This window comes from Streptomyces sp. NPDC058620 (assembly GCF_042717135.1).
GTDB lineage: Bacteria > Actinomycetota > Actinomycetes > Streptomycetales > Streptomycetaceae > Streptomyces.
Genome location: NZ_JBHXQO010000054.1, coordinates 15476 through 41372, shown reverse-complemented (window position 1 = coordinate 41372; position 25897 = coordinate 15476). Strand labels below are relative to the sequence as shown.

The following is a 25897-nucleotide window of genomic DNA, read 5'->3' as shown; positions in this document are numbered from 1 at the left end:
CACCCCTGTTTTTGACCTGTCGGGGGGGTTTTTTTTTTTTTAAAAGCCCCCGCCTCCAACCGCCCCCCCCCCTCCACCGCCCCCCCCCCCGCCCCCACCACACGGGCGGAACCGGGCGCGCGGGAGCTTGCCGGGTGGTACAGCTGCGGTACTCCGGGGTCAGCGGGTCTGCTGAGCCGGAACCCCACGGGTGGCGGGCTCGTCGTCCACCGGGGAGCTGGCGGCGGCAACCGCGGCACCCGTCAGCGTCGCCAGCATCTCGCGGACGTTGGTCAGCTGCGCGTTGATCGAGTCGCGGCGGTTGGTGAGCGCCGCGAGCTCGCGCTCCGACTCGCTGCGGATGCGGTCGGCCTTGGCGTTCGCGTCGGCCACGATGTCCTCGGCCTGGCGCTGCGCCGTCTCCACCGTCTGACGCGCCCTGCGCTCGGCGTCCGTGCGGAGCTTCTCGGCCTCCAGGCGGAGCTGCTCGGCGCGGTGCTCGATCTCGGCGAGACGCTTCTCCGCCTTCGCCTGACGGGACGCGAGGTCGCGCTCCGACTGCTCGCGGCGCTTCGCCAGGTTCGTCTCGAAGTCCGCGGCGGCCTGGGCGGCCTTGGCGCGGGTCTCCTCGAAGAGGGCGTCGGCCTCCTCGCGCTTCTGCTGAGCGTCCTTCTGCGCCTCGGTGCGCAGCGTGTTCGCCTCACCCTTGGCCTTCTCGACGATGCGAACGCCCTCGTCCTCGGCCTTCGCCTTGCGCTCGGCGGAGAACGACTCCGCGTCGTTGCGCACCTGCTGGGCGGCCGACTCGGCCAGCTCACGGTGCTGCTCGGCGGCGCGACGGGCCTCCTCGCGCAGGTCCTTCGCCTCCTCCTCGGCGAGGCGGAGAATCTTCTCGACGCGCGCACCCAGACCGGCGTACGACGGCTCTGCGTCGTTGACCTGGGCCTGGGCGTTCTGCGTTTCGAGGTGGAGCTCCTCGATGCGCTTTTCCAGAGAGGTGATTCGGGCCAGGGCACTATCACGGTCGGCGACGAGCTTGGTAATGCGGTCGTCCACCTGACCGCGGTCGTAGCCACGTCGCACGAGCTCGAAGCCGAAGGGGGAGGAAGGGTCGCTCATGGGTTTCCTGTCGAATGAGACCGGTGAGGTGATAGGGGGAATCCTAGGGGCCTGAGCGGCGTGTCAACGTGCAGATGCCGCTTTGATCTGGAGAATGACACCCCTTTTGAGTGGCTGACCTCCGGAGTGCTTGCCACTCGAAGGGTTGAATGTTCATGTCGAAGCATGTGACGCGGTTGACCGGCTAGCCGTCGGACGACTTGCCACCCGAACGGTTGGCCGCCGTCGCTCCGGCCTTGACACCACCGGGTGTACTCCCGTTGGCCACCTTCCCGCCCCCTGTCGGCGCCTCGAAAGACTCCAACGCTTCGAGCACGTCCTGGACACGGGAAATCTCGGCGTTGATGTCCTCGCGCCTGCGCACGAGCACATCGAGCTCGCGCCGGCCCTCGTCCACCGTCTGCTTCGCCTCGGCCTCCGCCTCGGCACGCAGTTTCTCGGCCTCGCGAATCAGGGTCGCCTTCTTGAGCTCGGCCTCCTTGAGGAGCGACTCGGCGCGCTTCACCGCGGCGATCCGGACCTTGCTCGCCTCCGAATTCGCGTCCGCCAGCAGCTCCTTGGCCTTCGCCGCTGCCTCCTCGCGCTGCTCCGTCGCCGCCTTCATCAGCTTGTCGACGCGCTCGCCGGCGGTCTTCATCTGTTCGGAGGTCTCGCGGCGGGCCCGCTCGTGCAGTTCCTCGATCTCGCTCTCCAGACGAGTCCGGAGCTCCTCGGCCCGTTCCCTGGTGGCGGTGGCATCGCGGCGGGCGCCGACCAGCAGCTCGTCGGCGTCCGTACGGGCCCGCTCCACCAGGGTGTTGCCCTCGACCGTCGCCTCCGAGGTGATCCGCAGGGCTTCCTTGCGGGCCACGCCGACCATCGTGTCCGCCTGCTCCTCGGCCTCGGTGGCGGCGCGCAGCGCCTCCTCCTGGGCCTTGTTGATGAGCTGGTCGGCCTGCTCGGCGGCGTCGGCACGGCGCTTCGCGGCGGCCTCGCGTGCCTCGTCGAGCATGCGGTCCGCCTCCTGGCGTGCCTCCGAGCGCATCCGCTCGGCAGCCGACTCCGCTTCGCTGCGCACCCGTTCGGACTCGGCACGGGTCCGTGCCGCGTGCTCCTGTGCCGAACCGACGGTCTCCGCCGCCTCCGCACGCAGGCGCTCGGCCTCGTTGGTGGCGTCGCCGACGAGCTGGTTGCTCCGCTCGGTGGCCTCCGCGCGCAGCCGCTCGGCTTCTTCGGTGGCCTCGCGGACGAGGCGCTCCGACTGTGCCGTCGTCTCGGTGAGGACCCGCTCGCTCTCGCTGGTCGCCTCGCCGATGAGCCGGTCGGCCTGCGCCGCCGCCTCGCCGCGGATGCGGTTGGCGTCGTCGCGGGCTTCGGCACGGGAGCGCGAGGCGTCCTGTTCCGCCGATGCGAGGGCGTCGGACGCTTCGGTACGGACCCGCTGGCTGTACTCCGAGGTGTCCGCGCGCATCCGCTCGGCCTCGGTGATCGCCTCGGAGACCGTGCGTTCGGCCAGCGCCTTCGCCGCCTCGGTCTCCTCGTTCGCGACGCGGCGGATGCGGTTGGCGTCCTCGGTGGCACGCTCCCGCTCCGCGTAGGCGTCCGCGCGGACGCGGTCGGCCTCCTCCTGCGCCTCGGTCCTGGTCCGCTCGGCGACGTGCTCGGCGGTGGAGCGCAGTCCGGCGATCTCCTGCTCGGCCTGCTCTTGGAGACCGGCGACGGAGTCCCGTACCTGCTGTGCGGTCTGCTCGGCGGCGGAGACCATCTCGGTCGCCCGGCGGTCCGCCTCCTCGACCAGGCGCTGGGCCTCGGTCTGGGCCTCCTCGACCCGCTTGCGGGCCGAGGCGAGGAGTTCCTCGCTCTGCTCGCGGGCCCGCTCGCGCTCCTGGTCGGCCTCGGCGCGTGCGGCACCGAGCGTCTCCTCGGCCTCGCGGCGGCGCCGGTTCGCCTCCTCCTGGGCGGCGGCGAGGGCCTCGGCGGCCTCCGTGCCGACCCGCTCGGCCGCTGCCGCTGCCTCGGCGCGCACCCGGGCGGCGCTCTCCTGCGCCTCGGACTTGAGGCGCTCGGCCTCGGTGGCCGCCTCGGTGCGCAGCCGTACGGCGACGGACTCGCCCTCCGCGCGGGACTGCGCGGCGTCGGCGGCGGCTTCGGTGCGCAGCCGCTCGGCCTCGGTCTCGGCCTGCTCCCGGAGGGTACGCAGCCGCTCGGCGGCCTCCGCGCGCAGGCGCTCGGCCTCCTCGTTCGCTTCGAGGCGTACGCGCTCCGCCTCGGTACGGGCCTCGCCGAGCGCCTCCTCGGCGGCGGCGACGCGCTTCTCGGCCTCGGCGTGCAGCCGGGTGAGCTCGTCGGCGGCCTCGGTCCGACGGGCGGCGACCGCCCGCTCGGTGTCCTCGCGGAGCTCCGCCGCAGCCCGCTCGGCGGCGGACGTGGTCGACCCGGCCTGCTCCTCGGCCTCGGTCCGCAGCCGCTCGGCCTCGGCGAGGGCGCGCTCCAGGGTCTCCTCCGCCTGCTTGCGCAGGGCGGCGGAACGCTCGGTCGCCTCGGAACGGACCCGGTCGCTCTCGGCGCCCGCGGAGGTACGCAGCTCGTCGGCGTCCGCCTTGGCCTTGGTCAGCAGCTCCTCGGCGGTGCGCGCACCTTCCTCGATCTGCTGGACGGCCTCGCGGCGGGCCTCGCCGCGGATGCGCTCGCCCTCGGCGACCGCCTCGGAACGCAGCTGCTCGGCCTCGCCGCGCAGCCGGCGCGCCTCCTCCTGAAGCTCGACCGTCTTGGCCCGGTACTCCTTGGTGTCGTCCTTGGCCGCGCCCTTGAGCTGGTCCGCCTGCTCGGCGGCCTCGCCGCGCAGCCGGTCGGCCTCGGCCTCCGCCTCGCGGCGGATGCGGTCGGCTTCCTCGCTCGCCGCCCTGGTGGTGGACCTCGCGTCCTCGGACGCCTTCGTCAGCACCTCCTCGGCCGTCCTGGCCGCCTTGGCGAGCTGGGCCGCGGTGTCCTCGGCAGCGGCGGTGCGGGCCTTCTCGGATGCCTCGGACTTGAGCCGGTCGGCTTCGGCGCGGGCGTCGGCGAGCGCCTGCTCGGCCTCCGCCTTGAGCGCTTCGGCGTCCTTCGTGGCCTCGCCGACCAGCCGGGCGATCTCCGACTTGGCCGTACGGGTGCGCTGTTCGTTCTGCGACTCGGCGCCGGCCAGCCGCTTCGACGCGGCCTCCTTCGCCTCGGTGACGACCTTGTCGGCCTCCAGGCGGGCCTCGCGCAGCTGCGTCTCGGCCTCCTGCATGCGCTGCTCGGCGGCCCTGTTCAGCTCAGCGGTCTGCTGCCGGGTCTGCTGGGTCTCCGCCGTTGTCGAGGTGCGCAGTTGCTCGGCGTGGGAGGTGGCCTCCTGGGCCTGGTCCGACGCGGCGTTGATCAGCCGTTCGGCGTCCCTGCGGGCCCGCAGCAGGATCGCTTCGGCTTCGGCGCGGGCCGACTCGGCCTCGGAGCCCAGCCGTTGGCGGGTCTCGTCCGCGATCCGGTTGGCTTCGGCCCGGGCGGCCGCGAGCGCCTGCTCGGCCTCGGCGCGGGACTCCTCCAGGAGCCGGCGGGCCTGCGACTCGGTGCGGGCGCGCAGCTGTTCGGCCCAGGCGACGTTCTCGTTGACGTGGGACTCGACGGTCTGGCGGCGCTCGGCCAGCTCCTGGTCGAGCCGCTGGCGGCGTTGTACGGCCTCGGCGTGCAACTCGGCCTGGAGGCGGGCCTGGTGCTCCGCGTGCTCCTGAAGGATCCGCTGCGTCTGGGCCCGGACGTCACGCAGCTCGCGCTCGGCGTCGGTGCGCAGCTGATCGGCCTGGATCTGGGCATTACGGAGCAGCTGTTCGGCCTGGTAGCCGAGGTCCGCGCTGTCGTAGGCGGGACGGCTCGCGAGATTGCGCCGGGCCTCGTGCAGCTTGGCACGCAAGACCTCGACCTGGTAACCGAGGTCCTCGGCGTGCTGGACGGCCTTCTCCCGGTCGGTTTTCAGCCGGTCCATCTCGGCTTCGAACCGCGAGAGATGGTCGTCTTCAGCTCGGTGGCTCTCCTGGCGTTCGTAGCCCCGCACTGCGCGGTCCCATCCGTCCCCTGGTCGCAATTCTCCAAACGAGCACCGCTCGTCTCACGAACGGTCCCCCGGGGAATGGTGACAGATCAACGGCAGGGACGCGGCGCGGCCCCGGCCCGGCCCCGGCCCGGAACCGCCCACTCTACCGGGCCGGGTATCCCGTGGTCAGTGCTCCGTCCGGGACGTGACCAGTTCCGTGAGGACACCGTGGCAGTCCTTCGGGTGCAGGAACGTGATCCGGGAGCCCATCGACCCGGTCCTGGGCTCGTCGTACAGCACCCGCACACCCTTCTCACGGATGTCCGCGGCGTCCCCGTCCACGTCCGCCGTACCGAAGGCGATGTGATGGACGCCCTCCCCGTTCTTGGCCAGCCACTTGCCCACGGCCGAGTCCTCCCGGGTCGGCTCGAGCAGCTGGAGATAGGAGGCGCCGCCGTCGGACGTATCGTTGATCTTGAGCATGGCCTCCCTCACGCCCTGCTCCTCGTTGATCTCGGAGTGGAACACTTCGAACCCGTAGGTCGAGCGGTAGAACTCGACAGTTGTGTCGAGGTCGAAACAGGCGATCCCGATGTGGTCGATTCGCGTCAGCATGGAACCAGTGCAACGCCCCGTCGATGGTTACGCAACGTGCGCGCGATCACACCCGCTGCCGGATGACGGGCGGGGTACCGCTCAGTACATTCGTGTAAACCCTCGTTCACTTCTCACCCCTAGGGGCCGTGCCCATGTCAGGAACGACCGGTACCACCACTTCTGTGATCGTCGCGGGCGCCCGGACGCCCATGGGCCGCCTCCTCGGCTCCCTCAAGTCCTTCTCGGGAGCCGACCTCGGCGGCGTCGCCATCAAGGCCGCGCTGGACCGGGCCGGCATCGGCGGCGACCAGGTCGAGTACGTGATCATGGGCCAGGTCCTCCAGGCCGGGGCGGGGCAGATCCCGGCGCGCCAGGCCGCCGTCAAGGCCGGCATCCCGATGAACGTGCCCGCGCTCACGGTCAACAAGGTCTGTCTCTCGGGGCTCGACGCGATCGCGCTCGCCGACCAGCTCATCCGCGCAGGTGAATTCGACGTCGTGGTGGCCGGTGGCCAGGAGTCCATGACGAACGCGCCGCACCTGCTGCCGAAGTCCCGCGAGGGCTACAAGTACGGTGCGATCGAGATGCTCGACGCGATGGCCCACGACGGTCTCACCGACGCCTTCGAGAACATCGCGATGGGTGAGTCCACCGAGAAGCACAACACCCGTCTCGGCCTCGCCCGCGCGGCCCAGGACGAGATCGCGGCGCTGTCCCACCAGCGCGCGGCCGCCGCCCAGAAGAACGGCATCTTCGAGGCCGAGATCACCCCGGTCGAGATTCCGCAGCGCAAGGGCGACCCGGTGCTCTTCTCCAAGGACGAGGGCATCCGCGCCGAGACGACCGTGGAGTCCCTCGGAAAGCTGCGCCCCGCCTTCGCCAAGGACGGCACGATCACCGCGGGCACCTCCTCGCAGATCTCCGACGGCGCCGCCGCCGTCGTCGTCATGAGCAAGGCCAAGGCCGAGGAGCTCGGCCTGGACTGGATCGCCGAGATCGGCGCCCACGGCAATGTGGCGGGCCCGGACAACTCGCTCCAGTCGCAGCCGTCCAACGCCATCCGGCACGCCCTCAAGAAGGACGGCCTGGAGGTCGAGGACCTCGATCTGATCGAGATCAACGAGGCGTTCGCGGCCGTCGCCGTCCAGTCGATGAAGGACCTCGGCGTCACGCCCGACAAGGTCAACGTCAACGGCGGCGCCATCGCGCTCGGCCACCCCATCGGGATGTCCGGTGCCCGCGTCGTCCTGCACCTCGCCCTGGAGCTGAAGCGCCGCGGCGGCGGCACGGGTGCGGCGGCGCTGTGCGGCGGTGGCGGTCAGGGCGACGCGCTGATCATCCGCGTACCCAAGTAGACCGCGTACCCGAGCAGACACGGCCCTACGAGTGAACGGAGCGGTGATGGTGGACGTCCCCACCCTGGTCGAGCAGGCGCGGGAGGGCAGGCCGCGGGCCGTGGCCCGGCTGATCTCCCTGGTTGAGGGGGCTTCGCCGCAACTGCGCGAGGTGATGGCGGCGCTGGCACCGCTGGCCGGGAACGCGTACGTCGTCGGGCTCACCGGCTCGCCGGGTGTCGGTAAGTCGACATCGACGTCGGCGCTGGTCTCCGCTTACCGGCGTGCCGGTAAGCGGGTCGGCGTCCTCGCCGTCGACCCGTCCTCGCCGTTCTCCGGGGGTGCGCTCCTCGGCGACCGGATCCGGATGTCGGACCACGCGTCCGACCCGGGCGTCTACATCCGTTCCATGGCCACCCGCGGCCATCTCGGCGGCCTCGCCTGGTCGGCCCCGCAGGCGATCCGCGTGCTGGACGCGGCGGGCTGCGACGTGATCCTCGTGGAGACGGTCGGCGTCGGGCAGTCGGAGGTGGAGATCGCCTCCCAGGCCGACACCTCCGTCGTCCTGCTGGCGCCCGGCATGGGCGACGGCATCCAGGCGGCGAAGGCCGGAATCCTGGAGATCGGCGATGTGTACGTCGTCAACAAGGCCGACCGGGACGGCGCCGACGCCACCGCCCGCGAGCTCAACCACATGCTGGGCCTCGGGGAGACCCGGGGGCCCGGTGACTGGCGTCCGCCGATCGTGAAGACGGTCGCCGCCCGGGGCGAGGGCATCGACGAGGTCGTCGAGGCCCTGGAGAAGCACCGGGCGTGGATGGAGGAGCACGGGGTGCTGACCGCGCGGCGCACCGCGCGTGCGGCCCACGAGGTCGAGACGATCGCCGTCACCGCCCTGCGCGAGCGCATCGCCGATCTGCACGGCGACCGCCGTCTGGACGCGCTCGCCGAACGCATCGTGGCGGGCCGGCTCGACCCGTACGCGGCGGCCGACGAGCTGGTGACGGGGCTCACCGGCCGGGAGTGACCCGCGGGACGGTTCCGGGGCGGCGTGCGGGCCGGTCCGGAACCGTGGGGCGGATCAGTTGTCGTCGTCCCGGTCGTCGTCCGTGTCGTCCTGGTCCACCGTGACGTTCCCGTTCCCGGCGTCGACGGTCAGCTCGTACCCCCTGCCGTCCTTGCCCTCGATGTCCACGTCCCAGCGGAGCGCGCCGCTGCGGCGGTCGTCGTCATCGTCGTCGTCCAGACCGACGGACGTCACCGTGCCCGCCCGCTCCGCGAGAGCGGCGTCGATCGCGTCGTTCAGCGGGACGGCCGCGGACCTGGGGGCGTGCCGGTCGCGGTCGTCGTTGTCGTCGTCCTCGCGGTCGGCGAGCACCTGCGCCTTGTACGCGTCCACGGTCACGTCGTGCCACACCTTGTCGGAGCCGTACACGTCGACCTCCCAGACGAGCCGGTCCTTGTCGTCCTCGTCGTCCAGCTCGGCGTCGGTGACCGTGCCGGGAACGGCCCTGAGCGCGGCCGCCGTGGCCTTGTCGACGGTGATCACCGTGCCGGTGCGCCCCGTGCTTTCCGAGCCGGCCCTGCCGCTCCCGCTCCCGCTGCCGCCGTCCGTGGTCCTGGTGCCCGTGCTCGTACCGCTGCGGTCGTCGTCCGCGAAGGCGGCGGTGGCGACGGCTCCGCCGCCGACGAGTACGGCCGCGGTGACTGCGGCGATGGCGATGTTGCGCTTCATGAGGGTTCCTCCCCGAGAGCTGTGCGGTTCGACGTGAGCCACACTGCCGGGGCGATGCTGAACGCAGCCTGAAGCCACCTGAAGGCGTCTTCAGGTTCGGTTTGCGACGCTGTGCCCATGCGCTTGTTGATCGTGGAGGACGAGAAGCGGCTGGCGATGTCCCTGGCCGGGGGACTCACCGCCGAAGGTTTCGCCGTGGATGTCGTGCACGACGGCCTCGAAGGGCTGCACCGGGCGGGGGAGGGGACGTACGACCTCGTCGTCCTCGACATCATGCTGCCCGGTATGAACGGCTACCGGGTCTGCGCCGCCCTGCGCGCCGCGGGCCACGAGGTGCCGATCCTGATGCTGACCGCCAAGGACGGGGAGTACGACGAGGCCGAGGGGCTCGACACGGGCGCCGACGACTACCTGACCAAGCCGTTCAGCTACGTCGTGCTGGTCGCCCGGGTCAGGGCGCTGCTCCGCAGGCGCGGCAGCGGCTCCCCCTCGCCCGTCCTGGCCGTCGGCTCCCTGCGCATGGACACCGCCGCCCGGCGGGTGCACCGGGGCGAGGACGAGATCACGCTGACCACCAAGGAGTTCGCCGTGCTGGAGCAGCTCGCTCTGCGGGCGGGCGCGGTGGTGAGCAAGGCGGACATCCTGGAGCACGTGTGGGACTTCGCCTACGACGGCGACCCGAACATCGTCGAGGTCTACATCAGCGCCCTGCGGCGCAAGCTCGGCGCGGCGGCCATCCGTACCGTACGCGGCGCGGGCTACCGGCTGGAGGCGCTGTGAGGTCCGTACGGGCCAGGGCCGCGCTGGGCGCCACCCTGGTCGTCGCCGTCGCGCTGACCGGCGCCGGACTCGCCGTGCTCCTCGTCCTGCGTGCCAACCTCACCGACCGCGCCGGCCTGGAGGCGGAGGTGGCCGCCCGGGAGGTGGCCGGGCAGCTCGCCCTCGACAGGCCCTACGACGAGCTCGACATGGGGGACGAGGACGCCCACCCGGTCCAGGTGACCGATGAGGACGGGCGGCTGGTGGCCGTCTCCACGGACCTGGAGGCGATCTCCGGGACCGGTACGGAGCGGGTCACCCCGGTCCCGGCGGCGGCGTCCGGGGACGACGACGATGACGACGGGGACGACGACCGCAACGAGCCGGCCCGCCGGGAAGTCTCGTCCGACGAACCGGACTTCGCCAACGGCACGGCCACGGTCGACGGCGAGACGGCCGACTACCGGTTCGCCTCCGTCGAGGCGACGACATCCGCCGGGCTGACCCTGACCGTCCACGCTGGCGCCCCGCTCGCGGCCGAGCAGGAGGCCGTGAGCACCGTGCGCGGCGCCATGCTGACCGGACTGCCCGTCCTGCTGCTCGTCGTCGCCGGGGTGACCTGGCTGGTGACCCGTCGCGCGCTGCGCCCCGTGGAGGGCATCCGGCGGGAACTGGCGGCGATCACCGCGTCCGAGGACCTGGGCCGCCGGGTGCCGGAGCCCGGCTCGCGCGACGAGATCGCCAGGCTGGCCCGTACCACCAACGAGACGCTGACCGTGCTGGAAGCCTCGGTGGGCCGGCAGCGGCGCTTCGTGGCGGACGCCTCGCACGAGCTGCGCAGCCCGATCGCCTCGCTGCGCACCCAGCTGGAGGTGGGCGCCGCGCATCCGGAGCTGCTGGATCTGCCGGGGGCGGTCGCGGACACCGTACGGCTTCAGGACCTGGCCGCCGATCTGCTGCTGCTGGCCCGTCTGGACGCGGGGGAGCGGCCGGGGCGCGCGGCGGTCGATCTGGGCGCGCTGGTCCGCGAGGAGGTGTCGCAGCGCACCGGTGACCGGGTTCCGGTCAGGGTGTACGTGCCGGACGCCGAGTCGCTCGAAGTGAGGGGTTCACGCGGACAGCTGGCCCGGGTGATCGGCAATCTGCTGGACAACGCGGAGCGGCATGCGGAGCGTTCGGTCGCCATCGCGGTGAGCGCGGAGCGGGACGCGGTGCTCGTCGACGTCACCGATGACGGGGCGGGGGTTCCGGAGGCCGAGCGGGAGCGGATCTTCGAGCGGTTCGTACGGCTGGACGACGCGCGCAGCCGGGACGACGGCGGGGCGGGTCTGGGCCTCGCCATCGCCCGGGACGTGGCGGCCCGCCACGGCGGCACCCTGACGGTGGGCGCGGCCCCGGAGGGCGGCGCGCGGTTCCGCCTCCGGCTGCCCCGGTCCGCCTGAACGCCCTGCCCTCAAGCGCCGGGCGGGCACAACCGGGCCCGTCCGGCGCTCGAGGACGACGGTTACGGCTTGCCGCGCCGTCCTCGCAGGTGGTCCGCGATCGGGGCCAGCGCGGTGTGCAGCTCCGCCAGCGCCTCCGGGGACAGCAGGTCCATGAAGTGCTTGCGCACCGATGCGACATGGTGCGGCGCGACCTTCTGCATGGTCTCCGCGCCCAGCTCGGTGAGCACCGCGTACAGGCCGCGCCGGTCGGACTCGCAGTTCTCGCGGCGGACCAGGCCCGTGGTCTCCATGCGGGTGATCTGGTGCGAGAGCCGGCTCTTGGACTGCAGCGTCGATGCGGCGAGGTCGCTCATCCGCATGCGCTGGTCCTCCGACTCCGACAGGTTGACCAGGATCTCGTAGTCGTTGTTGGTCAGGCCGAACGGCTGGAGGTCCTTCTCCAGCTGGTGCATCAGCAGCCTGCTGACGTCCAGGTGGGTGCGCCAGGCGCACTGCTCAGCGTCGCTCAGCCAGCGAGTGGCCGTCTCGGTCTCCATGTATGGATTCTACCTAAGAAGTTGAAAGCCGGACGAAGTGTGAGGGTGTGACGCCCGGCACGCGCGCTGGCGAAGGGCTTCCTGCGGCCGCAAGGCAAGGACCGAAGGCTGGGCGCAGACGTTCGACGTCACACTCCGCAGCCTACCGTTCACAAGCCGAAGCGACGCTGGAGGTCCCCCAGCTGGCCTGGGAGACGGGGCGCGGAGCCATGTTGACCCGCACCACCCGCACCGGGCGAATGCTGCCCGCCGCCCGGCACCCCGGCCTGCTGCGGCACCGCGCCCGACGGCTGCTCGGCCATCAGCACCTCGGTCGACTGGAGCAGCACCGTCCCCGCCCCGACGAACTCGAACTGGTGCTCCTCGCCCGAGGCGCCGCCGATCCCCGTGAGCGACCGCAGCCCGCCCATCACGCCCGACATGTAGCCGTGGTCGTAGTGGTGGCAGGGCGAGGGGCAGTCCGCCCAGCCGACCAGCGCCTGCGGGTCGACCCGCAGCGGCGGCTCCATGAAGACCACGGGACCGTTGGACGCGGCCACGAACTTCCCCGTACCGATCAGCGTCACGAAGCCCGGCACGATCGACTGCTTCAGCGCCAGCGTCGGCTGGTAGGCCAGCAGATTGCCGGAGCGGATCGTGAGGTTCCCGTTCTCCAGGTCGAAGGAGTTCACATCGAAGGCCCGGTCCGCGAGCAGCATCTTGCCGCTGCCCTCGGCCACCACCCAGTCGCTCGCGTGCAGCGGCGAGTGGAAACTCGTACGGATCAGGCGCTCGAAGCGGCCGTGCCCGATGCCGTTGAACTCGATGTGCCCGTAGTAGGCGATCATCTTGCCCTTCTGCAGGAACCACTGGCTCCCCTTGAGCTCCACGCAGAAGGTGTACGCGTTGACGTTGTCGTCGGACGGCAGCGTCATCGGGTCGTGGATCACGGGCGTGCTCACAGCTTCTCCTCCGACGCCTGGACGTACACCGCACCACTGCCGCTGAGCTCCAGCTGGAACGCCTCGCCGGAGCCGCGGCCCACCATGTCGCGCCAGCCGAGCGCGGTGGAGAGCTTGTTGCGTACGTCGCCGTGGTGGGCGACGTACGCCTGCGGGTCCACATGCACCTCGCGGCCGGGTGTGACCGGCAGCTCGATCACTCCGCCGTGGGCCATCACCGCGACGGAGCCGTGGCCCTTGAGGCTCGTGGTGAACAGGCCCTGCCCGGTCACCTGGCCGCGAACCATCCCCATGACCCCGCCCTGCGAGCCCATGAACATCGTGCCCTGCTGGAGCGTCCCGTCGAAGGCGAGCAGCCGGTCCGCCTCCACGTAGAGGGTGTCGCCGGTCAGGCTGATCACCTGGATGTGGTGGCCGCCGTGGCCGAACATCACCGTGCCGTTGCCCTCGACCGTCATCAGCGGGGTCGCCTCGTTGGCCACCCGCCGGCCGATCATCGAGGCCAGGCCGCCCTGGCCGCCCTGCGTGTTCGGGGTGAACGAGACGTCGCCGCGGTAGGCGAGCATCGCGCCGCGCTGGCTGTACATCTTCTGGCCAGGGACCACCGTGGCCTCGACCATCTTCGAGTTGATCTCCCGGAACGGCATCAGACATCGCCCCCGAGGGTGTTGCGCTCGCTGGGCTGCACGTAGACCAGGCCCTCGCCCTCGAAGCGGATCTGGAAGGACTCGCCGGAACCCTCGCCCATCAGTGTGCGGAAGTTCACGCCGGACTGGAGGTGCTGCTGGAGGTTGCCCTGATGGGCGATGTAGGCGCCCGGGTCGACGCTCAGCGGGTACTGGGTCGTCACCCGCAGCACCACCGCCGTGCCGTCCGACATGATCGCCGCCTGGCCCGTGCCCTCGACGGTCGTGGTGAACAGGCCGTTGCCGCTCGCCCCGCCGCGCAGGCCGGTGAAGGTGGTGCCGGTGCGCAGCCCGCCGTCGGTGGCGAGCAGATTGCTCGCCTCGACGTACAGCTTGTCGCCCCGCAGGGTGACCAGGCTGATCTCGCTGGCCCGGTCCGCGAAGTAGCAGGTGCCCTGGCCCGTCACCTCCATCATGGTCATCTGCTCGCCGGTCAGCCGGCGGGTCACCATGCCGCGGATGCCCTCACCGCCGCCTGACATCTTCTTGAAGGCCATCCGGCCGTCGTACGCGACCATCGAGCCGTTCTTCGCCTTGACGCCGTCGCCCGTGAGGTCGACGGCGAGCGTCTTGCCGCCTTGGAGCCTGAACATCGCCACGCCTAGACGGTAGCCGGAGTGGCGCGAAGCGGACAGGGCCCCCGGGCACGTGGCCACCCCGCTCCCCGGCCAGGTCCGCGACGATGCCACAATGGGTCGAGCTTGTGCCTGCGTTCACAAGCCGTCACCGTCCTCCCACCGAAGGTGCCCTCGTGGACATCAAGACCGCTTCCGCCCTGCACCGGCTGCGCCTCATCTCGGTTCCCGAGGCGCTCTCCTTCCCGGCGCTCATCCTCTTCGGCTCGATCCTCAGCCGTGTCTCGGACATCGACTTCCTGATGATGCCGCTCGGCATCATTCACGGCGTGCTGTTCGTGATCTACGCGGTGCTGCTCCTGGACGTGTGGGTCAAGGCCAAGTGGCCGCTGAAGCGCGTCGCGCTGTTCTTCGTGCTCGCGCTCCTGCCCTTCGGCGGGCTGTACGGCGACAAGCTCATCAAGCGCTACGAGTCCGACGGCGTCATCGCCGGCCGGGCCCGCCGCGAGGGCGTGGTCGCATGATCGTCGCCTTCTCGGTCTCCCCGGTCGGTGTCGGTGAGGACGTCGGCGAGTACGTCGCCGACGCGGTGCGCGTGGTCCGCGAGTCCGGGCTGCCCAACCGCACCGACGCCATGTTCACCTCCATCGAAGGTGAGTGGGACGAGGTCATGGACGTCGTCAAGCGGGCTGTCGCCGCTGTCGAGGCACGCGCCGGACGCGTCTCCCTGGTACTGAAGGCCGACATCCGTCCGGGCGTCACCGACGGCCTGACGTCCAAGGTCGAGACGGTGGAACGGCACCTGGCGGGCTGACGCCCCCTCCGCGTCTCACAGCTCCGCGTTCACCCGAAAGGCCCCCGCCGCCACACGGCCGGGGGCCTCTCGCGTTCCGGTTCAAAAACCCCTCACTCGGACCTGTCGAGTCGACACGCCGTTGGGAGTCCCCTTCTGTTGGGGTTACCAATCCGCTCGACACTTGGAGGCACGGTGCGGTCGGAGGGCTACGACTACGACACCCACAGCCGGCTCGCGGGTCCGCTCACGGAACCGGAGGCGGCAGGCTACCGGGTGCGGTACCGGAGTCTGCTGTCGACGGAGAAGCACCGAATAAGGGCAGTCCTCCTGATGACGCTGGCCCCGGTGCTCACCGGCCTGCTGCTCCTGTACCTGGTCTGGCCCACGCACTGGACCGAGCGCGAGAACGGTGAACGCTGGCTCATCTGGGCCGACGCGGTGATGCTCGCCTCGATCGGCCTGATCGAGCTGTTCATGCTGGTCAACGTCGTCTCCGTGGCGCACGCCACGCTGGTCGCCCGGGACCCGGTCCCGGTCAGGCCCGAGCCGGGCAGGCGGGTCGCGTTCCTCACCACGTACGTGCCCGGCAAGGAACCCCTCTCAATGGTGCGGGCCACCCTCCAGGGCGCCGCGCGGATGCACCACGACGGACCGCTGGACATCTGGCTGCTCGACGAGGGCGACGACCCGGCGGCCAGGATGCTCTGCGCCGAACTGGGCGTGCACCACTTCACCCGGAACGGGGTGCCCGAGTGGAACCGCAGGACGGGCGTCCACAAGGCACGGACGAAGCACGGCAACTACAACGCCTGGCTCGCCATGCACGGGGACGGCTACGACTTCTTCGCCTCCGTCGACACCGACCACGTCCCGATGCCCAACTTCCTGGAGCGGATGACGGGCTACTTCCGGGACCCCGACATCGCCTTCGTCGTCGGACCGCAGGTGTACGGGAACTACGACTCGGCGGTCACGAAGGCCGCCGAGTCGCAGCAGTTCCTCTTCCACGCGCTGATCCAGCGCGCGGGCAACCGCTACGGCGCCCCCATGTTCGTCGGCACCAACAACGTCGTACGGATCACGGCGCTGCGCCAGGTCGGCGGACTCTACGACTCGATCACCGAGGACATGGCGACCGGCTTCGAGATCCACCGCCGCCGCAACCCCCTGACCGGGAGGTACTGGCGCTCGGTCTACACCCCGGACGTGCTGGCCGTCGGTGAGGGCCCCGCCTCCTGGACCGACTTCTTCTCCCAGCAGCTGCGCTGGTCGAGGGGGACGTACGAGACGCTGTTCCGGCAGTACGGGAAGGCGCTGTTCCGGGTCCCGCCCGGCAGGCTCCTCAGCTACACCCTGATGCTCGTGTACTACCCGATGACCGCGGTGAACTGGCTGCTGGGCGTACTGAGCTGTGTGCTGTTCCTCTGGCTCGGGGCCTCCGGCACCCAGGTCGCCGCCTCCATCTGGCTGATGCTCTACAGCGACGCGGCCGCGCTCCAGATCGGCCTCTACCTCTGGAACCGGCGCCACAACGTCTCGCCGCACGAACCCGAGGGATCGGGCGGGCTGGCGGGCATGGCGATGTCCGCGCTCTCCGCGCCGATCTATCTGAGGTCGCTCGGCTCGGCCGTCCTGCGCACCGACGGCCGCTTCGTCGTCACTCCCAAGGGCGGCCGGACCAGTCCCGACCGGCTCCTCACCTTCCGTATCCACCTCTTCTGGGCGGCCGTGCTGCTGAGCTCGCTCATCGCCTCGGTCCAGCTGGGCCACACCCATGCGGCGATGCGCACCTGGGCCGTGCTGGCCCTCGCCGTCTCCGTGTCCCCGGTCGCCGTGTGGGCGTGGACGGCCTGGCAGGAACGCCGCAGCCGGGCCCGCGGGGTCGTGCCCGTACCGGTGAAGGCGCCCGAGTCCGCCTACGTCACCACCACGACCACCACGGCCACGACCACCACGGCTTCGGCGGCCGGCACCGCGTCCACCACCCCCGCAGGAGGGAACTGAGGCATGGCGTACACGCCCTCGAAACGGATGAAGAAGACGCTCCTGGGCGGCGGTGCGATCGTGGTGCTCGCCGGACTCAACGCTCCTGCGGCACTCTCCTTCGCCGAGGACCGGTACCACGCGTACAAGATCGACCAGCCTGCCTACAAGGCCCGGTACGGCTCCTGGGACCGGGTGGACATCCCGGACGAGTACCGCACGAACGCCATTCACGCCGCCCTGCTGCACACCGGCAAGGTGCTGATCGTCGCGGGATCGGGCAACGACGAGAGGAACTTCGACGAGGGCACGTTCGACACGATCCTGTGGGACCCGAAGCCGAACGTCTTCAAGAAGATCGCCACGCCCGAGGACTTCTTCTGCGGCGGCCACGCGGCGCTCCCGGACGGCAGGCTGCTGATCGCGGGCGGCACCGCGCGCTACGAGGTCCTCGACGACAGGGTGAAGCGGGCCGGCGGCGGGATGCGGGTGAAGAACGAGAACCCGGACAAGCCCCTCACCCTCAAGAAGGGCACCGTCTTCCGTTCACCGTCCGGCGTCGAGTACGTCTCGCAGTTCGACGTGACGGTGCCGAAGGCCACGCGCGAATTCGAGGTCGACTACTCCGAGAGCGGCCAGATGAAGCCGTGGAGGACCAAGGTGACCGCCGCGGAGGCGCGGGTCTTCGTGGAGTCCCGGAAGGACGGCCCGCAGGCGGTGACCACCGAGGCCGCCCAGTACGAGATCGAGGGGCTGAAGGGCAAGGCCGCCGACAACGCGTACGGTCTCGCCGAGAAGATCACCATGGACAAGCAGGACTTCCAGGGGATCAGGGCGGCGTACGAATTCGATCCGACGGCCGAGAAGTACATACGCGTCGACCCGATGAAGGAGGCGCGCTGGTATCCGACGCTCGTCGGCCTGGAGGACGGCAGGGTGCTCGCCGTCTCCGGGCTCGACGACGTGGGCGCGATCCTGCCCGGGGACAACGAGATCTACGACCCGAAGACGAAGAAGTGGTCCAAGGGTCCCTTCCGCTACTTTCCGACCTACCCCGCGCTCTTCCTGGCCAAGGGCGGCAAGCTCTTCTACCCGGGTGCCAACGCCGGGTACGGGCCCGCCGACAAGGGCCGGGTCCCGGGGCTGTGGGACCTGAGGACGAACAACTTCACCGAGGTCGAGGGGCTGACCGACACCGAGGAGACCGAGACCGCGGCCTCCCTGATGCTGCCGCCGGCGCAGAACCAGAGGGTGATGATCCTCGGCGGCGGCGGGGTGGGCGAGTCCAAGAAGTCGACCGCGCGGACCGCGATCGTCGATCTGAAGGCCGACATCCCGGTCTTCGAGAAGGGGCCGGACCTTCCGCAGGGCACCCGCTATCTGAACAGCGTGATCATGCCCGACGACACCGTCTTCACCAGCGGCGGATCGGCGGACTACCGGGGGCGCGGCGCCAGCAACATCCTCAAGGCGCAGTTCTACGACCCGAAGACCAACTCCTTCAAGGAGGCGGCCGAACCGACCGTCGGCCGCAACTACCACTCGGAGGCCCTGCTCCTGCCGGACGGGCGCGTGGCGACCTTCGGTTCCGACTCGCTGTACGGCGACAAGGACAACACCAAGCTCGGCAGGTTCGAGCAGCGGATGGAGATCTACACGCCGCCCTCACTGCACGGGAGGGGCGGGCGGCCGGTGATCGGTGCCGGGCCCCAGGACGTCGTACGGGGTGGCAGCGCCACCTTCGAGGTCGGCGACTCCGCGAAGATCGCGACCGCCCGGCTGATGCGGCCGAGTGCCGTCACGCACACCACGGACGTGGAGCAGCGTTCGGTCGGGCTCGGTCTGACGAAGGGCCGGGGCGCGGTGACGGTGGAGCTGCCGGACGACGCCACGCTGGTGCCGCCCGGCTGGTACATGCTCTTCGTCACCGACACGGACGGAACGCCGTCCGAGGCGAAGTGGGTCGAGGTCGGCTGAGCGGACGGTGGCCGGGCGGGCTCAGGACTTGGCGCGCGTGGCCAGGCCCAGGGCGTAGTCCGGCCACCAGGTACCCGCCGCCGGGCCGCCGCGGCAGGTGCCGTCCGAGTCGCCGGGCCGCTTGATCCACAGGTAGGCGTCGAGCCCGTCGTCACCGGTGCGGGTGGCCGGGGGTGTGCCCAGGGCCCGCCCCGGCGGGTTGCACCAGGCTTCGGCACGGTCTCCGGACAGGGGGCCGTTGCCGTTGCGGCTGGTGTCGATCACGAAATGGGCGCCGCCCACGAGGGCGGAGAGCCTGGCTCCGTACGACCTCACCGTGGCGTTCGACTGGAAGTTGGCGACGTTGAGTGCGAAGCCGTCGGCCCGGTCGATCCCGGCACGCCGGAGCGGCTCGGCCAGTTTGGACGGGTCGTTGATCCAGTCGGGGTTGCCCGCGTCGATGTAGACCTTGGTCCGGGGCAGTTTCCTCAGGGTGCCGACGGCCTCCGAGAGGAGCATGAAGCGCTCGTCGTGGTTCTTCGCCGGGGTGCAGCCGTCCACGATGTGGGGGAGTGCGTCGGGCTCCAGGACGACGGTGGCGGGGGCGTTGCCGATGGCGTCGGCGAACGCGCCGATCCACCCGCGGTAGACGTCCGCGTCGGCGGCGCCGCCCGCCGAGTAGGCGCCGCAGTCGCGGTGCGGGATGTTGTACGCGACCAGCAGCACGCTCTGGTCTCTCCTGGCGGCGCCGCGGACGGCGGCGCGGATCCCGGCGGCCGGCTCGTCACCGGCGGGCCAGTCCGCGACGGGGCGGGTGGAGATCCGCTTGAGGATCTTGGCGTCCTCGGTGCGGCCCTGCTTCTCCCAGATGCGGACCTGGCGGGCGGCGTCGCTGTCCGGGTCCACCCAGTACGGGGCGGCGGCGCTCGGCGCCGCCCCGCCCCGCACCTCACCGGCGTGGGTGGGCGCCTCCCCGGGGCCGGACGACGGCGAGGAGCAGCCCGCCGCCAGGGCGGCGGCAAGGGCCACGGTGGTGCATACGGGAAAGGTTCTGCGGCCGGACATCCAGCCCCCTCGGGACAGTGGCGCACGGGCAGGCGACGGCAGCGCGTGGACGGTCACACAAGCGTGATCAATCGTGACATAACGGTCACGCTGAGTGGTGGTCCGACACCGACAGCGCGATACCGAGCGGTGTGCGCTCGTACAGCACCTGGTGTCCGTACCGCCGCGAGGTCAGCAGCCCGGCCGCGCGCAGCACCGACAGATGCTCCGACACGGTGGACGGGGCGAGCGAGAGCCGGTGCGCCAGTGTGCTCGTCCCGGCCGGTTCGTCGAGTGCGCACAGCACGTCCGCACGGGCCCGGCCGAGGAGCCGGGCCAGGGGGTCGGGGGTGCGCTCGCCGGCCTCCGTCCACAGCCCGCCGATGCCGCGGGCCGGGTAGATGACCGCGGGCTGCCACGGCGCCTCGTAGCCGCCGACCACCTCCGGCCAGACGAAGACGCTCGGCATCAGGACGAGCCCCTGGCCGCCCAGGGCCCGGGTGTGGTTTCCGTTCGTCCCCACCACCGTGAGGGTGGAGTCCGTCCAGCGCAGCCGCGGACTCACCTCGCCGAGCAGCCGTTCGAAGCCGACCTCGGCGAGACGGCGTGAGTGGTAGGCGATGTCCGCCTCCAGCAGCGCGCGCAGCCGTGGCCAGTGCGGCTCGACCAGGACGTGCCAGGCCCGCTCCAGCAGGTCGGCCAGCTCCTGGACGGCCCGCGCGGGGTCGGCAAGCAAGCGCCGCCCGGTGGCGGATTCCAGGCCGCCCGGCCGGTCCGCGAGCGCCAGCGCCATGTCCTCGCGGGCCATGGCCGGTTCGACCGCGCGCACCTGGGCGATCTCCTCCTCGAAGGTGGTGACCGGTCCGCGGGGCGGCAGGGAGATGAAGTCCGGGTTGTGCCCGCCGTCCGGCATCAGCAGCCAGAGCGGTGACAGGTCCACCGTCGCGGCGCTCTCGCGGATGCGGCGCAGCCAGGGCAGGTGGTAGCCGTGCTGGCCGGGGCGGGACAGGAGGCGTACGGCCGCCTGGGTCTCCCAGAGCGGCGAGAGCGCGAACCGGCAGCGGAGCAGGTCGCTCTCTTCGAAGTGCAGATGAAACGGCACGCGTCTCCTCCCGGACTTTCGGCGTCAGCCGAAAGTCTACGGAAGGGCCGGTACGCCCCCGCAAGCTGCGTGCATGCCGAGCGACACTCACACCCCGGCGGGCAGCCCCCGCGACCAGCCCGCCACCGAGGTGCCGCCCCCGGCCCCGCTCCCGGAGCGCACCGCCCTCCCCGGCCCGGGCCCCGCGGAAGCGCTCCGGGAGCCCCCGCAGCCGGGGCCCGACGCGGACGTCTCCCCGTCGGGGACCGCCCCGCAGGGCTATCTGGCCGTGTTCGCGGTACGGGAGTTCCGGGCCGTGTTCGCCGCGCACCTGCTGTCCCTGCTCGGTGTCGTGGTCAGCGAACTGGCCCTGACCTTCCTCGTCTACGAGCTCACCGGCTCGCCCCTGCTCAGTGCCCTCACCTTCGCGCTCGGCTTCCTCCCGTACCTCGTCGGCGGCACGCTCTTCGCAGGGGTCGCCGACCGCTACCCGGCCCGCCGGGTCCTCGTCACCTGCGACCTGATCTGTGCCGCCTGCGTCACCGTCATGATCCTGCCGGGCACGCCCGTCGCCGGGCTTCTCGTCCTGCGCTGCCTGGTCGCCGCCGTGTCACCGGTCTTCACCGGCACGCGGATGGCCGCCCTCACCGACATCCTCGGCGAGGGAGACCTCTACGTACTGGGCCGCTCGCTGCTCCGGATCGTCTCGCAGAGCGCGCTGCTCATCGGCTTCGGCGTGGGCGGTGTCCTCCTCGCCGCGCTGACACCGCGCGGGGCGATCACCATCACCGTGGCCACCTTCCTCTGCTCGGCCCTGCTCCTGCGCTTCGGCACCCGCGACCGGCCCGCCCGCACGGGCGGCGAGGGGGGCGGCGCCCTTCTGAAGGACTCGCTCTCCGGCGCCCGGACCATCCTCGCCGACCGCAGAATCCGGTCCCTGATGCTGCTGTTCTGGGTGCCCGCCCTGTTCGTCGTCGCCCCGGAGGCGCTGGCCGCCCCTTACGCGGACGCGATCGGCGTCGGCCCGGCCGCGCTCGGGCTGATGATGTGTGCCATGGCGGTCGGTCACATCGGGGCTGAGCTGTACGCGGGGTCCGTGCTGAGCCCCCGGGCCCGATCCCGGATCGTGCTGCCGGTCGCGGCCTTCGGTCTCGTACCCCTGGTGCTGTACGCGGTACGGCCCGGCATGGTCCTGACCGTGGTCTCCCTCGTGCTGGCCGGCATGGGAGCGGCGTACGTCATCGGCCTCGACCAGTGGTTCGTCGACGCCGTGCCGCAGGAGCTCCGGGGGCGGGCCATGACCCTGCTCACGGCCGGGCTGATGACGGTTCAGGGCATCGGGATGGCGCTGGCCGGGCTCGCGGCGGAGTTCTTCCCGGTCCATCAGGTCGTCGCGGCATCCGGAGTGATCGGCACCGCTTGCACCCTCCTGCTGATCGTCGAGGTACGCCGAACGGCCCCCGAACGGCTTCCGAACAGCAGTCCGGTACCGAAGTGCGAGACGGGGCAGACCGGCATGTGACCAGTGGGTAAGGTCGTGCCGTGCCGAAGCCGCTCAGCCTTCCCTTCGATCCGATCGCCCGCGCCGACGAACTCTGGCAGCGACGCTGGGGGCCCGTGCCCTCGATGGGTGCGATCACCTCGATCATGCGGGCGCAGCAGATCCTGCTGGCCGAGGTCGACGCGGTCGTCAAGCCGTACGGGCTGACCTTCGCGCGCTACGAGGCGCTGGTGCTGCTCACCTTCTCCCAGGCCGGCGAGCTGCCGATGTCCAAGATCGGCGAGCGCCTCATGGTGCACCCCACCTCGGTGACGAACACGGTCGACCGCCTGGTCAGATCCGGTCTGGTGGACAAGCGTCCCAACCCGAACGACGGCCGCGGAACGCTCGCCTCCATCACGGACAAGGGTCGTGAGGTCGTCGAGTCGGCCACCCGGGACCTGATGGCGATGGAGTTCGGGCTCGGGGTGTACGACTCCGAGGAGTGCGCCGAGATCTTCGCGATGCTGCGCCCGCTGCGCGTGGCGGCCAAGGACTTCGAGGGCAAGTAGAGCCGCGTTCGAGGGCGGGTGGGGCCGCGTTGGAGGGCGGCTGGAGCCGCGCACGGGGCGCTGCAAGATCGCCCCGGACCTCGGGCTACGCTCGTTGGCATGAAATCCAGCGTGCTGACCCGCTATCGGGTGATGGCCTACGTCACCGCCGTCATGTTGCTGATCCTCTGCGTCTGCATGATCTTCAAATACGGATTCGGGACCGGCGAGGGCATCACGCTCGTGGTCTCGCAGGTCCACGGTGTCCTCTACATCATCTATCTGGTCTTCGCCTTCGACCTCGGCTCCAAGGCGAAGTGGTCGATGGGCAAGCTGCTCTGGGTGCTGGTCTCCGGCACCATCCCGACGGCCGCGTTCTTCGTCGAGCGCAAGGTCGTCCGCGAGGTTCAGCCGCTGATCGCCCGGAACGGCACCGAGTACGCCAAGGTCTGATCCGCGTCACCCCGCGTCACCCCGCGTCACCCCGCGTCACCCCGCGTCACCCCGCGTCACCCCGCGTCACCCCGCGTCACCCCGCGTCACCCCGCGTCACCCCGAACCGCCCCGTGCGAAGCACCGGGCGGTTTGCCATCGACATTTACTAGGACGTCCTAGTAAATTCGAGGTATGGACGCTGACGCGATCGAGGAAGGCCGCCGACGCTGGCAGGCCCGTTACGACAAGGCCCGCAAGCGTGACGCGGACTTCACCACGCTCTCCGGAGACCCGGTGGAGCCCGCGTACGGGCCACGCCCCGGTGATACGTACGAGGGGTTCGAGCGGATCGGCTGGCCCGGTGAGTACCCCTTCACCCGGGGACTCCACCCGACCGGCTACCGCGGCCGGACCTGGACCATCCGCCAGTTCGCCGGCTTCGGCAACGCCGAGCAGACCAACGAGCGCTACAAGATGATCCTCGCCGCGGGCGGCGGCGGACTCAGTGTCGCCTTCGACATGCCGACCCTGATGGGCCGCGACTCCGACGAGCCCCGCTCGCTCGGCGAGGTCGGGCACTGCGGTGTGGCCATCGACTCCGCGGCCGACATGGAGGTCCTGTTCAAGGACATCCCGCTCGGCGACGTCACGACGTCGATGACGATCAGTGGCCCCGCCGTGCCCGTCTTCTGCATGTACCTGGTCGCCGCCGAGCGCCAGGGTGTCGACCCGGCCGTGCTGAACGGCACGCTCCAGACCGACATCTTCAAGGAGTACATCGCACAGAAGGAGTGGCTCTTCCAGCCGGAGCCCCACCTGCGCCTCATCGGCGACCTGATGGAGCACTGCGCCCGCGACATCCCCGCGTACAAGCCGCTCTCGGTCTCCGGCTACCACATCCGCGAGGCCGGAGCCACGGCCGCGCAGGAGCTCGCGTACACCCTGGCCGACGGCTTCGGCTACGTGGAGCTCGGCCTGTCCCGCGGGCTGGAGGTCGACACCTTCGCCCCCGGCCTCTCCTTCTTCTTCGACGCGCACCTCGACTTCTTCGAGGAGATCGCCAAGTTCCGCGCGGCCCGCCGCATCTGGGCCCGCTGGATGAAGGAGGTGTACGGCGCGAAGACCGACAAGGCGCAGTGGCTGCGCTTCCACACCCAGACGGCCGGTGTCTCGCTCACCGCCCAGCAGCCGTACAACAACGTCGTCAGGACCGCGGTCGAGGCCCTGTCCGCCGTCCTCGGCGGCACCAACTCGCTGCACACCAACGCCCTCGACGAGACCCTCGCGCTCCCCTCCGAGCAGGCCGCCGAGATCGCCCTGCGCACCCAGCAGGTGCTGATGGAGGAGACCGGCGTCGCCAACGTGGCGGACCCGCTGGGCGGCTCCTGGTACGTCGAGCAGCTCACCGACCGTATCGAGGCCGAAGCCGAGAAGATCTTCGACCAGATCAGGGAGCGCGGCACCCGGGCCCACCCGGACGGCAAGCACCCGATCGGCCCTATGACGTCCGGCATCCTGCGCGGCATCGAAGACGGCTGGTTCACCGGCGAGATCGCCGAGTCCGCCTTCGCCTACCAGCGTTCGGTGGAGAAGGGCGACAAGCGGGTCGTCGGCGTCAACGTCGCACTCGGCTCCGTCACCGGCGACCTGGAGATCCTCCGCGTCAGCCACGAGGTCGAGCGGGAGCAGGTGCGCGAACTCGGCAGCCGCAAGGCCGGCCGCGACGACGCCAAGGTCCGCAGCACCCTCGACGCGATGCTGGCCGCCGCACGCGACGGCTCGAACATGATCGCGCCGATGCTGGAGGCCGTACGGGCCGAGGCGACTCTCGGCGAGATCTGCGGCGTCCTGCGCGACGAGTGGGGCACCTACACGGAGCCGCCCGGCTTCTGATCCGCCCGACCGGTCCGATCCACCTGATCCATCCGGCCCTTCTGGCCTGACGCGGCGGCGCCCAGCCCCGCGAGCAGCAGCACGGTGAAGCGCTGGGCCCAGTCGGCATCGACGGGCTCGGCGCTCACCAGTGCCCGGTGCACCACCGCCCCGGCGATCACATCGAAGATCAGGTCGGCGGTGCGCGCCGCCGTGGCCGCGTCCGGCTCGGGGGGCAGTTCCCCGCGCTGCTGGGCCCGTTGCCGGCCCAGCAGCACCAGCCGCTTCTGCCGTTCCACGATCGAATCCCGGATCCGGGTCCGCAGCGCCTCGTCGCGCGTCGACTCCGCGACCACCGCCATCAGCGCGGTCTTGGTCTCCGGCCGCTCCAGCAGCGCCGCGAACTGGAGCACGACCCCCTGCACATCGGCCGACAGACTGCCCAGATCGGGGAGTTCCAGCTCGTCGAAGAGAACCGCGACGGCATCCACCACCAGCTCGTTCTTCCCCGCCCAGCGCCGGTAGAGCGTCGTCTTGGCGACCCCCGCGCGCAGGGCCACGTCACCCATCGTCAGCTTGGACCAGCCGAGATCGACGAGGGACGCACGGGTCGCCTCCAGGATCGCCTCGTCCGCCGCGGCACTGCGCGGGCGCCCGGTTCGGGAGGCTTTGGGGTGGCTGTGGCTCAGCATCCCGCGACCATACCCGCCAGTAAGTACGGTCCGCCGTGCCCGGTGACAGTGAGACAGATCACCGGCGCCTCCTGTCCCAGGGGCGGGTCCGGCAGTTACGCTACGGGTCGTAGCGTAAGGACGACGGTCATGCAGGGTCCTCACGCGACGACCGATCGACAGCCACAGGAGCCGGGTGGGGACCCGGCACCGAAACAGGGGCCTCCCGAGGTCCCGGGACCGTGTCTGTCCGCACGCCACGCACACCGGCGGAGGCTGCGGACGGAGCCGGTTC

At 71.0% G+C, this 25897-nt stretch carries 22 protein-coding genes and 1 pseudogene; 12 read left to right on the top strand and 11 right to left on the bottom strand.

Annotated features, from left to right (window positions below; genetic code table 11):
• Positions 1-159: 159 nt before the first annotated feature.
• The 3 genes from ACFWSK_RS31225 to mce all read right to left on the bottom strand — a co-directional run bounded on the left by ACFWSK_RS31225 (position 160) and on the right by mce (position 5740).
• The gene (locus tag ACFWSK_RS31225; RefSeq protein ID WP_383793500.1) at positions 160-1098 is read right to left on the bottom strand and encodes a cellulose-binding protein; all 939 of its coding nucleotides are present in this window, start codon (positions 1096-1098) and stop codon (positions 160-162) included.
• Positions 1099-1282: 184 nt separating this feature from the next.
• On the bottom strand, positions 1283-5146 hold the full coding sequence (gene scy, locus ACFWSK_RS31220) for a polarized growth protein Scy (RefSeq protein ID WP_383793498.1): 3864 nt from the start codon (positions 5144-5146) through the stop codon (positions 1283-1285).
• Positions 5147-5311: 165 nt separating this feature from the next.
• Positions 5312-5740: a methylmalonyl-CoA epimerase gene (gene mce / locus ACFWSK_RS31215; RefSeq protein ID WP_185298409.1), complete on the bottom strand. Its 429-nt coding sequence runs from the start codon at positions 5738-5740 to the stop codon at positions 5312-5314.
• Between the two features lie 134 nt (positions 5741-5874).
• Here mce and ACFWSK_RS31210 point away from each other — a divergent pair, with 134 nt between their 5' ends.
• Positions 5875-7077, top strand: a complete 1203-nt coding sequence (locus ACFWSK_RS31210; RefSeq protein ID WP_383793494.1) for an acetyl-CoA C-acetyltransferase — start codon at positions 5875-5877, stop codon at positions 7075-7077.
• 46 nt (positions 7078-7123) lie between these two features.
• On the top strand, positions 7124-8083 hold the full coding sequence (gene meaB, locus ACFWSK_RS31205; protein ID WP_383793491.1) for a methylmalonyl Co-A mutase-associated GTPase MeaB: 960 nt from the start codon (positions 7124-7126) through the stop codon (positions 8081-8083).
• A 54-nt stretch (positions 8084-8137) separates the two neighbouring features.
• Here the strand turns inward: meaB and ACFWSK_RS31200 are convergent, their stop codons facing one another.
• Positions 8138-8791 (bottom strand): PepSY domain-containing protein, encoded by a 654-nt coding sequence (locus ACFWSK_RS31200; protein ID WP_383793488.1) that lies wholly within the window; start codon positions 8789-8791, stop codon positions 8138-8140.
• Between the two features lie 117 nt (positions 8792-8908).
• Here ACFWSK_RS31200 and ACFWSK_RS31195 point away from each other — a divergent pair, with 117 nt between their 5' ends.
• The gene (locus tag ACFWSK_RS31195; RefSeq protein WP_383793485.1) at positions 8909-9571 is read left to right on the top strand and encodes a response regulator transcription factor; all 663 of its coding nucleotides are present in this window, start codon (positions 8909-8911) and stop codon (positions 9569-9571) included.
• Complete coding sequence (locus ACFWSK_RS31190) at positions 9568-10992, top strand: ATP-binding protein (RefSeq protein WP_383793482.1); 1425 nt, start codon at positions 9568-9570, stop codon at positions 10990-10992. The genes ACFWSK_RS31195 and ACFWSK_RS31190 overlap by 4 nt, the downstream gene beginning before the upstream one ends.
• Before the next feature lie 62 nt (positions 10993-11054).
• Here the strand turns inward: ACFWSK_RS31190 and ACFWSK_RS31185 are convergent, their stop codons facing one another.
• The 4 genes from ACFWSK_RS31185 to ACFWSK_RS31170 all read right to left on the bottom strand — a co-directional run bounded on the left by ACFWSK_RS31185 (position 11055) and on the right by ACFWSK_RS31170 (position 13751).
• On the bottom strand, positions 11055-11531 hold the full coding sequence (locus tag ACFWSK_RS31185; protein WP_383793479.1) for a MarR family winged helix-turn-helix transcriptional regulator: 477 nt from the start codon (positions 11529-11531) through the stop codon (positions 11055-11057).
• 149 nt (positions 11532-11680) lie between these two features.
• Entirely contained in the window at positions 11681-12472 is a 792-nt protein-coding gene (locus ACFWSK_RS31180; protein WP_383793476.1) for an AIM24 family protein, read from the bottom strand.
• Positions 12469-13119, bottom strand: a complete 651-nt coding sequence (locus ACFWSK_RS31175) for an AIM24 family protein (protein WP_383793473.1) — start codon at positions 13117-13119, stop codon at positions 12469-12471. The genes ACFWSK_RS31180 and ACFWSK_RS31175 overlap by 4 nt, the downstream gene beginning before the upstream one ends.
• Positions 13119-13751 (bottom strand): AIM24 family protein, encoded by a 633-nt coding sequence (locus tag ACFWSK_RS31170; RefSeq protein WP_383793503.1) that lies wholly within the window; start codon positions 13749-13751, stop codon positions 13119-13121. The genes ACFWSK_RS31175 and ACFWSK_RS31170 overlap by 1 nt, the downstream gene beginning before the upstream one ends.
• A gap of 158 nt (positions 13752-13909) precedes the next feature.
• Here ACFWSK_RS31170 and ACFWSK_RS31165 point away from each other — a divergent pair, with 158 nt between their 5' ends.
• The 4 genes from ACFWSK_RS31165 to ACFWSK_RS31150 all read left to right on the top strand — a co-directional run bounded on the left by ACFWSK_RS31165 (position 13910) and on the right by ACFWSK_RS31150 (position 18489).
• Positions 13910-14257, top strand: a complete 348-nt coding sequence (locus ACFWSK_RS31165) for a DUF3817 domain-containing protein (RefSeq protein ID WP_383793470.1) — start codon at positions 13910-13912, stop codon at positions 14255-14257.
• Positions 14254-14547, top strand: a complete 294-nt coding sequence (locus ACFWSK_RS31160) for an MTH1187 family thiamine-binding protein (protein WP_383793467.1) — start codon at positions 14254-14256, stop codon at positions 14545-14547. Before ACFWSK_RS31165 ends, ACFWSK_RS31160 begins: the two co-directional genes overlap by 4 nt.
• A gap of 174 nt (positions 14548-14721) precedes the next feature.
• Positions 14722-16533: a glycosyltransferase family 2 protein gene (locus ACFWSK_RS31155; protein ID WP_383793465.1), complete on the top strand. Its 1812-nt coding sequence runs from the start codon at positions 14722-14724 to the stop codon at positions 16531-16533.
• A 3-nt stretch (positions 16534-16536) separates the two neighbouring features.
• Entirely contained in the window at positions 16537-18489 is a 1953-nt protein-coding gene (locus tag ACFWSK_RS31150; RefSeq protein ID WP_383793463.1) for a galactose oxidase-like domain-containing protein, read from the top strand.
• A gap of 21 nt (positions 18490-18510) precedes the next feature.
• On the opposite strand, the gene ACFWSK_RS31145 is transcribed toward ACFWSK_RS31150, so the two are convergent.
• A complete protein-coding gene (locus ACFWSK_RS31145) occupies positions 18511-19533 on the bottom strand; it encodes a glycoside hydrolase family 6 protein (RefSeq protein ID WP_383793460.1) in 1023 nt (340 codons plus the stop codon).
• Positions 19534-19618: 85 nt separating this feature from the next.
• A complete protein-coding gene (locus ACFWSK_RS31140) occupies positions 19619-20614 on the bottom strand; it encodes a DUF5937 family protein (protein WP_383793457.1) in 996 nt (331 codons plus the stop codon).
• A 73-nt stretch (positions 20615-20687) separates the two neighbouring features.
• Between ACFWSK_RS31140 and ACFWSK_RS31135 the strand changes: the two are divergent.
• The 4 genes and pseudogenes from ACFWSK_RS31135 to ACFWSK_RS31120 all read left to right on the top strand — a co-directional run bounded on the left by ACFWSK_RS31135 (position 20688) and on the right by ACFWSK_RS31120 (position 24952).
• Positions 20688-22126 (top strand): annotated as a pseudogene (locus ACFWSK_RS31135) (MFS transporter).
• Between the two features lie 9 nt (positions 22127-22135).
• The gene (locus ACFWSK_RS31130) at positions 22136-22645 is read left to right on the top strand and encodes a MarR family winged helix-turn-helix transcriptional regulator (RefSeq protein ID WP_383793455.1); all 510 of its coding nucleotides are present in this window, start codon (positions 22136-22138) and stop codon (positions 22643-22645) included.
• A 99-nt stretch (positions 22646-22744) separates the two neighbouring features.
• Positions 22745-23077: a DUF3817 domain-containing protein gene (locus ACFWSK_RS31125; RefSeq protein WP_383793452.1), complete on the top strand. Its 333-nt coding sequence runs from the start codon at positions 22745-22747 to the stop codon at positions 23075-23077.
• 174 nt (positions 23078-23251) lie between these two features.
• The gene (locus tag ACFWSK_RS31120; protein WP_383793449.1) at positions 23252-24952 is read left to right on the top strand and encodes a methylmalonyl-CoA mutase; all 1701 of its coding nucleotides are present in this window, start codon (positions 23252-23254) and stop codon (positions 24950-24952) included.
• Here the strand turns inward: ACFWSK_RS31120 and ACFWSK_RS31115 are convergent.
• Positions 24928-25623 (bottom strand): TetR/AcrR family transcriptional regulator, encoded by a 696-nt coding sequence (locus ACFWSK_RS31115; RefSeq protein ID WP_383793446.1) that lies wholly within the window; start codon positions 25621-25623, stop codon positions 24928-24930. The two genes, ACFWSK_RS31120 and ACFWSK_RS31115, sit on opposite strands and share 25 nt — an antisense overlap.
• Positions 25624-25897: the final 274 nt, after the last annotated feature.

What these genes read in the sequence shown, in the direction of transcription:
- ACFWSK_RS31210 (WP_383793494.1), top strand. Translation starts at nt 5,875, where the DNA reads ATGTCAGGAACGACCGGTACCACCACTTCTGTGATCGTCGCGGGCGCC.
- ACFWSK_RS31195 (WP_383793485.1), top strand. Translation starts at nt 8,909, where the DNA reads ATGCGCTTGTTGATCGTGGAGGACGAGAAGCGGCTGGCGATGTCCCTG.
- ACFWSK_RS31160 (WP_383793467.1), top strand. Translation starts at nt 14,254, where the DNA reads ATGATCGTCGCCTTCTCGGTCTCCCCGGTCGGTGTCGGTGAGGACGTC.
- ACFWSK_RS31115 (WP_383793446.1), bottom strand. Translation starts at nt 25,623, where the DNA reads ATGCTGAGCCACAGCCACCCCAAAGCCTCCCGAACCGGGCGCCCGCGC.
- ACFWSK_RS31145 (WP_383793460.1), bottom strand. Translation starts at nt 19,533, where the DNA reads ATGTCCGGCCGCAGAACCTTTCCCGTATGCACCACCGTGGCCCTTGCC.
- ACFWSK_RS31200 (WP_383793488.1), bottom strand. Translation starts at nt 8,791, where the DNA reads ATGAAGCGCAACATCGCCATCGCCGCAGTCACCGCGGCCGTACTCGTC.
- ACFWSK_RS31125 (WP_383793452.1), top strand. Translation starts at nt 22,745, where the DNA reads ATGAAATCCAGCGTGCTGACCCGCTATCGGGTGATGGCCTACGTCACC.
- ACFWSK_RS31120 (WP_383793449.1), top strand. Translation starts at nt 23,252, where the DNA reads ATGGACGCTGACGCGATCGAGGAAGGCCGCCGACGCTGGCAGGCCCGT.
- mce (WP_185298409.1), bottom strand. Translation starts at nt 5,740, where the DNA reads ATGCTGACGCGAATCGACCACATCGGGATCGCCTGTTTCGACCTCGAC.
- ACFWSK_RS31150 (WP_383793463.1), top strand. Translation starts at nt 16,537, where the DNA reads ATGGCGTACACGCCCTCGAAACGGATGAAGAAGACGCTCCTGGGCGGC.
- ACFWSK_RS31225 (WP_383793500.1), bottom strand. Translation starts at nt 1,098, where the DNA reads ATGAGCGACCCTTCCTCCCCCTTCGGCTTCGAGCTCGTGCGACGTGGC.
- ACFWSK_RS31185 (WP_383793479.1), bottom strand. Translation starts at nt 11,531, where the DNA reads ATGGAGACCGAGACGGCCACTCGCTGGCTGAGCGACGCTGAGCAGTGC.
- ACFWSK_RS31175 (WP_383793473.1), bottom strand. Translation starts at nt 13,119, where the DNA reads ATGCCGTTCCGGGAGATCAACTCGAAGATGGTCGAGGCCACGGTGGTC.
- meaB (WP_383793491.1), top strand. Translation starts at nt 7,124, where the DNA reads ATGGTGGACGTCCCCACCCTGGTCGAGCAGGCGCGGGAGGGCAGGCCG.
- ACFWSK_RS31170 (WP_383793503.1), bottom strand. Translation starts at nt 13,751, where the DNA reads ATGTTCAGGCTCCAAGGCGGCAAGACGCTCGCCGTCGACCTCACGGGC.